The 12,094-nt window shown below is 59.2% G+C and carries 10 protein-coding genes and 3 pseudogenes; 10 read left to right on the forward strand and 3 right to left on the reverse strand.

What is annotated here, in order from left to right; all coding sequences use genetic code 11:
- Positions 1-95: 95 nt before the first annotated feature.
- Positions 96-509, reverse strand: a complete 414-nt coding sequence (locus EHH60_RS33935) for an ArsC/Spx/MgsR family protein (RefSeq protein ID WP_036032000.1) — start codon at positions 507-509, stop codon at positions 96-98.
- Between the two features lie 569 nt (positions 510-1,078).
- Between EHH60_RS33935 and nifH the strand changes: the two genes are divergently transcribed.
- The 7 genes and pseudogenes from nifH (at position 1,079) to EHH60_RS33975 (ending at position 8,939) form a co-directional block, all read left to right on the forward strand.
- The gene (nifH, locus tag EHH60_RS33945) at positions 1,079-1,963 is read left to right on the forward strand and encodes a nitrogenase iron protein (protein WP_027571409.1); all 885 of its coding nucleotides are present in this window, start codon (positions 1,079-1,081) and stop codon (positions 1,961-1,963) included.
- Between the two features lie 148 nt (positions 1,964-2,111).
- Positions 2,112-2,903: a nitrogen fixation protein NifQ gene (locus tag EHH60_RS33950; RefSeq protein ID WP_036032003.1), complete on the forward strand. Its 792-nt coding sequence runs from the start codon at positions 2,112-2,114 to the stop codon at positions 2,901-2,903.
- Between the two features lie 264 nt (positions 2,904-3,167).
- Positions 3,168-4,374 (forward strand): annotated as a pseudogene (nifV, locus tag EHH60_RS33955) (homocitrate synthase).
- A gap of 475 nt (positions 4,375-4,849) precedes the next feature.
- Entirely contained in the window at positions 4,850-5,191 is a 342-nt protein-coding gene (gene nifW / locus EHH60_RS33960; RefSeq protein WP_124163612.1) for a nitrogenase stabilizing/protective protein NifW, read from the forward strand.
- 984 nt (positions 5,192-6,175) lie between these two features.
- The gene (locus tag EHH60_RS33965) at positions 6,176-7,285 is read left to right on the forward strand and encodes an electron transfer flavoprotein subunit alpha/FixB family protein (RefSeq protein ID WP_074448543.1); all 1,110 of its coding nucleotides are present in this window, start codon (positions 6,176-6,178) and stop codon (positions 7,283-7,285) included.
- An 11-nt stretch (positions 7,286-7,296) separates the two neighbouring features.
- Complete coding sequence (locus tag EHH60_RS33970) at positions 7,297-8,604, forward strand: FAD-dependent oxidoreductase (RefSeq protein WP_036014868.1); 1,308 nt, start codon at positions 7,297-7,299, stop codon at positions 8,602-8,604.
- 38 nt (positions 8,605-8,642) lie between these two features.
- Positions 8,643-8,939, forward strand: coding sequence for a ferredoxin family protein (locus EHH60_RS33975; RefSeq protein ID WP_036014950.1), 297 nt, complete (start codon positions 8,643-8,645; stop codon positions 8,937-8,939).
- A gap of 238 nt (positions 8,940-9,177) precedes the next feature.
- Here EHH60_RS33975 and EHH60_RS33980 read toward each other — a convergent pair.
- Together EHH60_RS33980 and EHH60_RS33985 are read right to left on the reverse strand one after the other, a co-directional pair.
- Positions 9,178-9,662, reverse strand: a pseudogene (locus EHH60_RS33980) (carboxymuconolactone decarboxylase family protein).
- A 6-nt stretch (positions 9,663-9,668) separates the two neighbouring features.
- Positions 9,669-10,223: a peroxiredoxin gene (locus tag EHH60_RS33985; protein ID WP_124163613.1), complete on the reverse strand. Its 555-nt coding sequence runs from the start codon at positions 10,221-10,223 to the stop codon at positions 9,669-9,671.
- A 158-nt stretch (positions 10,224-10,381) separates the two neighbouring features.
- Between EHH60_RS33985 and tnpA the strand changes: the two genes are divergently transcribed.
- The 3 genes and pseudogenes from tnpA to tnpC form a co-directional block, all read left to right on the forward strand.
- Entirely contained in the window at positions 10,382-10,783 is a 402-nt protein-coding gene (gene tnpA, locus EHH60_RS33995; RefSeq protein WP_124163614.1) for an IS66-like element accessory protein TnpA, read from the forward strand.
- Entirely contained in the window at positions 10,780-11,127 is a 348-nt protein-coding gene (tnpB, locus tag EHH60_RS34000) for an IS66 family insertion sequence element accessory protein TnpB (RefSeq protein ID WP_027520144.1), read from the forward strand. The genes tnpA and tnpB overlap by 4 nt, the downstream gene beginning before the upstream one ends.
- A gap of 93 nt (positions 11,128-11,220) precedes the next feature.
- Positions 11,221-11,976 (forward strand): annotated as a pseudogene (tnpC, locus tag EHH60_RS34005) (IS66 family transposase); the annotation flags it as partial.
- Between the last annotated feature and the right edge of the window lie 118 nt (positions 11,977-12,094).

Raw genomic sequence — 12,094 nt, forward strand, 5'->3', positions numbered from 1 at the left:
GCGGAGGTTTCCGCGGTTACTTCGCGTGAAGCAAGCCAAAAGTGAAGAATGTCATTTTTGCCTCGCTTTATGGCTGGCAGAGACGCTCAGCGTCTTCACGTCTGCCGGCAGGGCGTGCGGTGTGCTTCGTGCAAGCATACCTCGAGATTATCTTGCGTCTTGCCGCCAAGCAGCGACAGCACTGGCTCACGATCGAGTCCGGCACTTCGTGTCCCGTCTACGTCGACCAGCGGTCGCCGTATCAGGAGCGGATCCCCTACCATCAATGCGAGTGCGCTTGCCGCGTCGATAGAATCGGGATTGACTTCGCCTGACTTGATACGGGGCGCGGCTCGGTTGAACCAGGAGTTAACGGGCATATTGCGGAAGAAGCTGCGCAATTCGTCCGCGTGCCATGGCTGCTTCAAGATGTCTTGCACCACCACGTGGTGGCCGGCGGACTTGAGCGCTTGAATCTGACGCGCGTTATTGGCGCAGCCGGGCTTCTGATAAACGATGATTGTCGTCACGGCATACCTATGTATGGATGCTGAGCTGAATGTGTGGCAAGCCGCTGCCGCGAGCCCATTCGAAGTTCTTGCCGGTCAACTCCGATATCTGCGCACCAAGCGCCGTATCGCATTTGCAACACTCGCCGCTGGTCCGCCAGGTTTCGAGCCCGTCCGGCATATTCATTCTCCCGAAATCGCTCGGCCTGTGAGAGGAACAGCAAGTTCCGTTCCACAACTGGAGAGATCGGAATAGATCCCGTGATTCCGGCTTTTGGCGTTGATGTTTGTGGTTGTTTGTTTGTTTTCCGACAGCCGCGCAGATCCCGTCACATCCAAAATAACCAACGATCACGCGCCGGCTGGTTGGCCTTTGTAAGCATAATCAGAGGCTTAATGTATGGAGTCAGGCGCTGGCACGGCTGTTGCTAATGAGCTGCAGCAACACTGAGTGAGGGCTGAGTGCACGCCGACGCCGAAGGCGAGCGATGCGCTCCTTCCCTTGAACCCGTGTGCCCTCGCTTCTGTGAGAGAACCAAGCTCGCACAAGAAGCGCGTAACTTTTGGCAAATTGGTTGATGGAGAGCAACATGTCTTCACTAAGACAAATCGCGTTCTACGGCAAAGGCGGCATCGGCAAGTCCACCACTTCGCAGAACACGCTGGCGGCGCTAGCCGAGATGGGTCAGAAAATCCTGATTGTAGGGTGCGATCCGAAGGCGGACTCGACCCGCCTGATTCTGCACGCGAAGGCGCAAGACACGATTTTGAGCCTTGCCGCGAGCGCAGGCAGCGTGGAGGACCTAGAACTCGAGGACGTAATGAAGGTCGGCTACAAGGACATTCGTTGCGTGGAGTCCGGTGGTCCCGAGCCGGGTGTCGGCTGTGCCGGCCGCGGTGTCATCACCTCGATCAATTTTCTGGAAGAGAACGGCGCCTACGAGAACATCGACTATGTTTCGTACGACGTGCTTGGCGACGTCGTTTGCGGCGGCTTTGCGATGCCAATCCGCGAGAACAAGGCGCAGGAAATCTATATCGTGATGTCCGGTGAGATGATGGCGATGTATGCCGCGAACAACATTTCCAAGGGCATCCTGAAATACGCGAACTCTGGCGGAGTGCGGCTGGGCGGTCTGATCTGCAACGAGCGGCAGACCGACAAGGAGCTGGAACTGGCGGAAGCGTTGGCCAAGAAGCTAGGCACTCAGCTGATCTACTTCGTGCCACGCGACAACGTGGTGCAGCATGCCGAGTTGCGCCGCATGACGGTGCTAGAATATGCACCCGATTCCAAGCAGGCCGATCACTATCGCAATCTTGCGACCAAGGTTCACAATAATGGCGGCAAAGGCATCATCCCGACCCCGATCTCCATGGATGAGCTCGAGGACATGCTGATGGAGCATGGCATTATGAAGCCCGTGGACGAATCCATCATCGGCAAGACCGCCGCTGAACTCGCGGCCTCGTAAAGGTCGCGAGTCGCGGCCTTGTAAAGGCGCCCGACGGATGCCGGTCTCCCTCACGGCCCATGCCGGGAGGCCGGCAATCTGACGAGCGACCCTGATCAAAACCAGGATGCGGCACGCAAACCTGACCATTGTGGAGACCCGCAAAATTATGTCCGAAGCGCACTTCCTTCCGTCGCTGGCTGCTTGTGCCGTTGATATCAACAGCCAGATGCACAGGGGAATTGCAACCTACCGCATGCTCACCGGTGTGTCTCCTGCAGATGCCGATATTACCATTGACAGCAATCTCGATCGCCATGTCCTGGCGTCTATCCTGGCGGCTGCCACAATGGATGGTGGCTCCCTTACCGAGAAGGCGGGCCTGTCCGGCCTTGAACTGGTGGCCTTGCTGGAGCAGTACTTTCCCACGCTTGAGATCAAGCTCGCGAAGCAGCTTTCGGCCTTCAAGTGCGAAGAGGACGACGAGATCGCAATGCTGCGCGATCTCTTGCTCAAGCAACGATCGACGGAAGGGGATATCGGCCACTGGCTGGCTGCGATGATCGCGCGCCGCGCCATTGAGCCGGGCCATCTGTGGGAAGCTCTCGGCTTGCGCAATCGCGGCGAACTCTCTCGGCTGCTGAGCCGTCATTTCGCGCCGCTCGCCGCGCGCAATTTCAACAATATGCGCTGGAAGCGCTTCTTCTACCGCATGCTTTGTGAGAATGAAGGCCTCGTGATGTGCACAACACCCGTGTGCAATCAATGTCACGACTTCAACATCTGCTTCGGTGAAGAAAGCGGTGAGAGCCGGATGGCCGAGCGCCGGCCCGATTTTCTGTTGCAGGCGGCTCGGCCGGTGGTTGCCGGCCACCGGCCATCTGAAGTGCCACAAGGGGCCGCTATCGCCCAGTCATCCGAGAAGGCCTCGCCGGATTTGGTAAGCCGCGCGCGACGTTGAGAGCGCGGCTGATGCCGTTTCCATGCCAGCGAGTGACCATGTGTTCAAGGCCGCGGCGGCCCCCAAGTGCTCCGCAACAATCTCACATCCTGGCGAGCCGCAATTGCTAACGTTCCAACAGGCAATGCGTCCGCGTCATGACCTGTCGCATTTGCGACAATCATTTGCTCAAGAAGGTCGAGGGCGGAAGCGGTAGAGTCGTCAATGGGTTGGCCGGGACGGCAGGCTGGCATGCTGGTTGCTGAAGCGTAGGTAGGTCAAAGAATGAGGAGCTCTCGCGTGATCGCCGCCAGCACCGCCGCCAAATCGTCTTGGTCCGACCAGGTGCGCGCGAGGCCCACCGTGCTCAACGACACGACATTGCGCGACGGCGAGCAGGCACCTGGCGTTGCGTTCACCACAGAGGAGAAGCTGGGGATCGCGCAGGCGCTGGCGCGGGCCGGAGTCACGGAGATCGAGGCGGGAACGCCGGCGATGGGCAACGAGGAGATCGCCGCCATCCGCGCCATTGTCGAAGCAGATCCTCCGCTGACCACCATAGGCTGGTGCCGGATGCGGGAATCTGATGTCGACGCGGCGATCGAAGCAAAGGTGTCCATGATCAACATGTCGATCCCGACCTCCGATGTCCAGATCGCGGCCAAGCTAGGTGGTCATCGCGACATGGCGCTAGAACGGGTGAAGCGAGTGGTAGGCTATGCCTGTGAGCGCGGACTTGAGATCGCCGTCGGTGGTGAGGACTCCTCCCGCGCCGACATTGATTTTCTCATTAGACTGATGGCGACTGCAAAAGCCGCGGGCGCGCGTCGCTTTCGTATTGCAGATACGCTCAGTATGCTCGATCCCGACGCAACCTACGCGCTGGTCGGAAATTTGCGTGCGACTACTGATCTCGAACTCGAATTTCACGGTCACGATGATCTAGGACTCGCAACCGCGAACACGCTCTCCGCCATCAGGGCTGGCGCGAGCCACGCCTCAGTGACCGTCATCGGGCTGGGCGAGCGGGCCGGAAATGCACCGCTCGAGGAAATCGCGGTCGCACTCAAGCAGCTCTACGGGCGCGAGACCGGCATCATACTCCCGGAGCTCGAGAACGTCGCCACGGTGGTAGCAGCCGCGGCCGCACGTGCGATTCCTATGAACAAGGCGATCGTCGGACAGCATGTATTTACGCACGAATCCGGGATTCATGTCGCTGGCCTTTTGAAGGATCAGTGCACCTATCAATCGCTTGATCCCGCTTTGCTTGGCCGCTGCAACCGCTTTGTGTTCGGCAAGCATTCCGGACTTGCGGCGATCACCGCGTTACTCGATGAACTGCAGCTCGTCGCCAGCGACGATCAAGCCAGGCAGATCCTGTCGCAAGTCCGCAAATATGCCATCGAGCACAAGCTGCCGGTCGAGCGCGAAACCGTGGCGGCGATTCTGGCGCGACGTGTGCGGATGCTTGGCAACCTACCCCGCGTGAAAAGCCGTGTCCAGCAACGTTTGCGTCGACTCTTCGCAAACCGACGCGCTGCAAGGACAGTGTCCGATGTCGCTGATGGCGCGAGCGGCGTCCAGCTTTCGCACGTCAGATCCCCTTGCGCGATCTCACCTCCAGATCTTACTTCCCGTTCCGCCATACAAGCTGTGATCTCCTACCCAACGACGCGCCGTCCCCGGACCGCCAATCGGCATCTTCTCGCGCGGCTGATTTGCAGTCCGACGACCTCCTGACGAGCGTCAACCTAGATCGTGGTTTGGCCATTGATCCCGGATCTTCATCGGGACTGGCTTCGTCACCGGCGGACCTGCCGATCTGGGCAGCGAAGTTGAGACCGCCGCTTTCGGGACTCAGGCTGTGGCGATGCGGACCAGCTGTGCGAGGCAGGACGGCAGAAGTCAACAGGCGCCACCCCATCTCATTGACCGTCCAGAGCTAAGCCGAAGGAGAATTTTCGATGATCAGCTCACCCACGCCAGCCGGTATCCTGGATCGGCTCAGCAAGGCCTCGTCGGCAGAGGATTTTTTCTCGCTGCTTGGCGTCGATTACGACCCCAAGATCGTAAATGTCGCACGCCTTCACATCTTAAAGCGCATGGGACAATATTTTACCGAAGAGCAATTTACTGGCGCCGAAGAGCCGGAAATCAGAGCGAGGTGCAAGGCGATGCTGGAGCAAGCCTATGCAGATTTTGTGGCATCGTCACCGATCGATCAGCGAGTGTTCAAGGTTTTGAAGGATGCCGTCGCGGACCGTAAGAAGGCCGGGGCCTTTGTCCCGTTGAGCGAGTTGAAGTGATTTAGCGTTTCACTGTAAAGCGAATTACGACCGGCCGGCGCCGAGGCAATCCGATATTGGGGCCATCTCTTTGTGCTCAAGTATCTGCAGCCATCACCGGAGCGGCGGCTGTCGTATTCCCGACCCATGTCTGGACTGGTCGTGTCGACGGTATCAGGGGTTGTTTGAATTGTGTCGCAGGCCATTACTTCCGACTGGCTTTCAATGGTCTTTGCAACTGGTACGACACTTGCTGTTGTCCTGCCAGCGGTGCCGACAGATGGCAGTCGACCGCGATGAGTTTGAAGGAGGACCTATGATGCTGTTTTTACTACCTGCTGAGACCTGCGCTACCATTTCGAGGCGCATAATCGCGTTAGCTCCCCTCGAAACCGGTTTTGACGCGATCAAAGCTCCGTAACGTCGGTGAGATGCTGGTCAATGGATAAGTCTTCGCTTCGCGTTACTCCTGCACTCCGTATGCACAACATCATCTGCATCAAATCGGTCGCCGATCCCGCTCAGATTTGTGCCCATCTCATGGCGGATGGGAACGGTGCCACGAAGAGCGCCAGGTTCGGCCCATACGGAGTGCTTTCGTTTGATGGCCGGGATGGATTGCGTGACAGAAGTGTTGCCAGGATCGCCCTCGTTTGCACCGCCAATGTGGAGTCGTTGGGCCGAACTGGGTCGCAGGTACTGCGCAGCGTACGAACTCGCCCACTCAGGCGCCGAAGCGATCGGTTAGAATCACCACAGCGCCCTGGCGAGCCGCGGTGGCGCTCGTCGAACCCGACGGGTAACGGTCGAGTTTGGAAGACCTCTGCAAATCCAGTCGGACGGGTGCGTCTATTGCGACGACCTGTGTTGTTGTGTGGCCGGTCCGAACACGCAGGCGGGGCAGAGCAGCCAGCCACTTGCTAACCGAAAGTGATCTTCAGTTGACGAAGCGAAAAAGCAACCCGTGGCGCCGGCGCCCCTATCGTTGAGGAGGAATTTGAAACTATGAGCAACGTCAGCAGAACGGCCATGCCAGCGGCTGCCGGCCGCGCAGCAGCCAAAAAAGAGCTGCCGGAGCGCTTTAAGTCGTACAAGCACGTCTGGGTCTTCGTCGAGCTTGAGCGTGGTCAGGTGCATCCCGTTTCCTGGGAGCTTATGGGTGCAGGGCGCGGCCTTGCCGACAGGCTAAAAGTGAATCTTGCCGCTGTGGTTATCGGTCCGGAGGGGCAGCACACACGTAACGCCGCGCTTGAAGCCTTTTGCTATGGCGCCGATCTGGCCTATCTCGTGAGCGACAATGTTTTGTCGGATTACCGTAACGAATCCTATACCAAGGCGCTAACCGAACTCGTCAACACGTACAAGCCCGAGATCCTGCTGTTGGGTGCGACGACGCTCGGTCGCGATCTCGCAGGTTCTGTGGCCACGACCCTGTCGACGGGGCTCACTGCCGACTGCACCGCGCTGGACGTGGACGCCGATGGTTCGCTTGCGGCGACGCGTCCGACCTTTGGCGGCTCGCTGCTCTGCACGATCTACACGCTAAATTATCGTCCGCAGATGGCCACCGTCCGCCCGCGGGTCATGCCGATGCCTGAGCGTGTCGACCGCGATGCCGCTCGTATCGTCGTTCATCCGCTCGGCCTTTTCGAAGACGATATCGTCACAAAAGTATTGTCATTTCTGCCCGACCGCGATGCACAAACGTCCAATCTGGCCTATGCCGATGTCGTGGTTGCGGGCGGCCTAGGGCTAGGATCGCCTGAGAACTTTCGGTTGGTGCGCGAGCTCGCAAATCTGCTTGGCGCCGAATATGGCTGCTCGCGTCCTCTCGTGCAAAAAGGGTGGGTTACGTCTGACCGGCAGATCGGCCAGACAGGCAAAACCATCCGGCCGAAGCTCTATATTGCCGCGGGCATTTCCGGTGCGATCCAGCACCGGGTTGGCGTCGAGGGCGCGGATCTGATCGTCGCTATCAATACTGACAAGAACGCTCCGATCTTCGACTTCGCCCATCTCGCGATCGTCAGTGATGCCATTCAATTGCTACCTACGCTGACGGCTGCATTCCGCGCGCGGCTTTTGCCAGAGTCGCGCGCCCGGATCGCGGTCTAGAGGAGATGAGGATGATTGAAGAGAAATTCGATGCGATCGTGGTCGGAGCCGGTATGGCCGGAAATGCGGCGGCATTGACGATGGCCAAACGCGGCATGAAGGTGCTGCAGCTCGAGCGGGGCGAATATCCCGGATCGAAGAATGTGCAGGGCGCCATCCTATATGCCGATATGATGGAAAAGCTGATCCCCGAGTTTCGAGAGGAGGCGCCGCTCGAACGCCACCTGATCGAACAGCGGTTCTGGATGATGGACGACCGCTCCCATGTCGGCATGCACTACCGTTCGGAGGACTTCAACGAGGAGCGGCCGAACCGCTATACGATCATACGCGCTCAGTTTGACAAATGGTTTTCTTCCAAGGTGCGTGAAGCTGGTGCGATCGTGCTGTGCGAGACCACCGTCACCGAGCTCGTACGGGACGATCGTGAAAGGATCGTCGGTGTTCGTACAGATCGCAGAGACGGCGAAATACATGCCGACGTCGTCGTCCTGGCCGAAGGGGTCAATGGCCTGCTCGGCACACGTGCAGGCCTACGCGCGCGCCCGACAGCCGACAACGTTGCGCTCGCGGTTAAGGAAATGCATTTCCTGCCTCGCGAGACTATCGAGGCGCGCTTCAATCTCAGGGGCGATGAAGGCGTCGTGATCGAGGCGGCCGGCACCATTTCTCGTGGCATGACCGGGATGGGTTTCATCTACGCCAATAAAGAGTGCATTTCGCTTGGCATCGGTTGTCTTGTCGCCGACTTCCAGCGCACTGGCCAAACGCCGTACGGACTGCTCGATCAATTCAAGAGGCATCCCTCTGTGGCGCCCCTGTTAGCAGGGTCCGAAGTCAAGGAATATTCGGCGCATCTCATCCCCGAAGGCGGTTACAAGTCGATCCCGCAGCTTTTTGGGGAAGGCTGGGTCGTAGTGGGCGATGCAGCCCAACTAAACAATGCCATTCATCGTGAGGGCTCCAATCTCGCGATGACCTCCGGCCGTATCGCCGCGGAAGCGATCGGTCTGGTTAAATCACGCGGCGAACCGATGAGTGCAACAAATCTGTCAATTTACAAGAAGATGCTGGACGATTCGTTCGTCATCAAAGATCTGAAGAAGTACAAGGATTTGCCGCCCCTAATGCATACTCACTCCCAGAACTTCTTTCTCACCTATCCGCAGCTCATCTCCAAGGCGATGCAGAACTTTGTGCGCGTCGATGGTACGCCCAAGGCTGAAAAGGAGAAAGCTAGCCTGAAATCCTTTGTCAAGGCGCGGTCATGGTCAGGTCTGTTTGGGGATGCTTGTCGTCTTGCGCGGGCCTGGCGCTGACCGCAACAGTGTGAAGTCCAACAATGGAAGGCTAAAGCATGAGTTCCGAACCCGCGGTGCGCGTCGAAGACAAGCTGTATTACAACCGCTATCTTGTCGACGTCGGAAACCCTCACGTCAAGGTCCGTGCGCACACAACGCCATCGCCGCAGCTACTTTCACTTTTGAAAGTCTGCCCCGCGCGGTGCTACGAGCTCAACGACGGCGGCCAGGTCGAGGTAGCGGTGGACGGCTGCATCGAGTGCGGTACCTGTCGCGTTATCGCTGAGCCGACCGGGGACATCCAATGGAGCCATCCGCGCGGCGGGTATGGTGTGCTGTTCAAGTTTGGGTGATGGTGAACGAAGGCCGCCGGGCGACCGAGGCGAGGCGTGGGAACTCATCCTATCCGTGGCGCATTGCGTGTCATATGCGGGACGGCGGGAATTCGACCACGACGCTCTTCATGAGGACGCTGCGCAACATGACTTGCCGACGTGACCCGTCGTGCAGCTCGTACGAGAGCCGCAAAGGCCTCGTTGTGGTGCCACTGCGTGGCGCCCCAACTGCGTTGATCGAATGGCAGAGTAGAAATCAGCCTCTCGCCTGAGCGGGGGCGGACCCAGCGGCCTCGATAGCGACCGCCACTGACTGCGTGATCGCAGCAAAACGCACGGCGGTGTGTATCTCTCTGGAATCAACGCCCGCGGCCCTCAGTGTCTTCTCATGGGCATCAATGCAGACACCGCAACCATTTATGACGGAGACAGCAAGCGACCACAGCTCGAAATCTGTCTTGTCCACCCCGTGATTGCCGATCACGTCCATACGTAGCCGTGGCGGCATCGCCTTGTATTCCGGGTCGGAAACAAGGTGAGCGAAGCGGTAGTAGACGTTGTTCATCGCCTCCACAGTGGCGGCGGCTTTCGCTGCGGCGATCTCTACAGAGGTCATCACGGCGCCAGCAGCAGCCCGTATTTTCTCTGCAGCGAAAACGTCTCATCGGTCACCACGGAGATCACGTTAAGCCGGACATCCTTCGCGAAATCGGGAATCCTTATTTGTTCGATCCACGACATGCTGGCTCAAGCAACTTTCAAGGTTTCGCCGCCGATTTCGCGGTTGCAGGGACAGAGCTCGCCGGTTTGCAGCGCGTCCAGAACGCGGAGCGTGTCCTTAGGACTGCGCCCCACACTGAGATTGGTCGCATAAACGTGCTGGATCGTATTTTGGGGGTCAACAATGAAGGTGCAACGATAGGCGACCCCTTCGGGTGAACGCACGCCAAGGCCATCGACGAGCGTTCCCTTTGTATCGGCAAACTGCCAGATTGGTAGATTGTGCAGGTCGACATGCGAACGCCGCCAAGCAAGCTTGCAGAACTCGTTGTCAGTCGAACCACCCAGTACAACCGCATCCCGGTCAGCGAATTCCTTGGAAAGGCTGGCAAATTCAGCGATCTCTGTCGGACAGACGAATGTAAAGTCCTTGGGGTAAAAGAAGATGATCTTCCATTTGTCCGAAAAGCTCGTTTCGGTCAGCGTCTCAAATGCACTCTGCCCCTCTTCTTCGTGCGCTTGAAAACCGGGCTTCACGCCTGTGATGTCGAATGGCGGCAACTGACTTCCAATTCCGAGCATGCTGTCCTCACAAACTTCGTTTTGTAGATCGTGACCTCACTGGTGGAGCAAACTATATGCCACCCGTTCTTAGGTAAGCCTCCGGTGGAGGCCGCCTTCCCGGATCGGGTTCGAGCGTGAGATGGTTTGCTCATTAATTGGCAAGCAAATGAGCAAACGTGACGACGGTTACGGTTCTGTCCGGTCCAGAGCGGCGACGGCGGTGGACGAGTGCCGAGAAGCTTCGGATCGTGGAGGAAAGTCTGGCGCCTGGGGCCAGTGTTGTCGAGGTTGCTCGGCGACATGACGTTCACCGCAATCTGGTTACGGCTTGGCGGCGGCAGGCTCGCAGGGGCGTCCTCGCTTGCGGGCCTGAGCCGATGCCGCGACAGGATGGCGAAGTCGGTTTTGCGGCAGTCTCCATTGCGCCAGACCTGCAACCGTTGACGGCGCCCTCCGGAAGCTGCGGTGCGATCGAGATTGAGTTCGCGGCCGGGGCTCGGATGCGGATCACGGGCGCGGTTGACGCGGCGACGCTGAGCGCAGTCGTGGCGGCGCTGACTGATGGACGGCCACGATGATCCCGTTGCCTGCCGGCGTGCGGGTATGGCTCGCGACCGGCCATACCGACATGCGGAAGGGCTTTCCGTCGCTTGCGTTGCAGGTTCAGGAGATCCTGCATCGCGACCCGCTTGGCGGCCACCTGTTTTGCTTCCGCGGTCGCCGGGGCAATCTTTTGAAGGTCATCTGGCATGACGGCCAGGGCGCCTGTCTGTTCACGAAGCGCCTGGAGCGAGGGCGCTTCATCTGGCCGAGCCCGGCGGAAGGTGTGGTGACGATCTCGTCGGCGCAGCTCGGCTATCTCTTGTCCGGGATCGACTGGCGGCACCCACAAGAGACGTGGCGGCCGACATCGGTGGGATGAGGCTTTGGGCTTGCGGATCGTGATGGATGTGATTCCATCATCATCGTGACCACATTTGAATCGCTCCCCACCGATCTTGCCGCCGCGCATGCGATGATCCTCGCGGAGCGCGCCGCGCGTCTTCAAGCGGAAGCGGTCGCGGCGAGCGCCAAAGCGGAAGCTGCCGACGCGAAGGCGGCCGAGGCCCTGATCAGTTATCTCAAGCTCGAGATCGAGAAGCTGCGTCGCCAGATTTATGGCAGCCGCTCGGAGCGCAAGGCACGGCTCCTAGAGCAGATGGAGCTTGAGCTCGAAGAATTGGAAGCCACCGCAACCGAAGACGAACTGGCGGCCGAGAGGGCGGCGGCCAAGACACAGACCGTCAGATCTTTCGAGCGCAAGCGGCCGTCGCGCCAACCGTTCCCCGACCATTTGCCGCGCGAGCGTGTCGTAGTCGCCGCACCGCAGAGCTGCCCTTGCTGCGGCTCATCGAAGCTATCAAAGCTGGGCGAAGACATCACCGAGACGCTGGAGGTCGTTCCCCGGCAGTGGAAGGTGATCCAGACGGTTCGCGAGAAGTTCTCGTGCCGGAACTGCGAGACGATCACCCAGCCGCCAGCGCCCTTCCACGTGACGCCGCGCGGCTTTGCCGGGCCGAACCTGCTGGCAATGATCCTGTTCGAGAAGTTTGGCCAGCATCAGCCCTTGAACCGACAGAGCGAGCGCTACGCCCGGGAGGGTATCGTTCTGAGCCTGTCGACACTGGCTGACCAGGTCGGCGCCTGTGCGGCGGCCCTGCAGCCGCTTTATGGGCTGATCGAGCGTCACGTCCTCTCCGCCGAGCGACTGCATGGCGATGACAGTGTGCTGCAGAAGCACACGGAAAGGATGATCGAGATGATCTGAAAATCTGTGTGCACAAGCTGTGGCAGCGATGAGGGTAGGCCCCTCGGGATCGACTTTCAGGAGTAGGTCCCAAATCACTTCA

It is taken from the genome of Bradyrhizobium sp. RP6 (genome assembly GCF_003837805.1).
Taxonomy (GTDB): Bacteria; Pseudomonadota; Alphaproteobacteria; order Rhizobiales; family Xanthobacteraceae; genus Bradyrhizobium.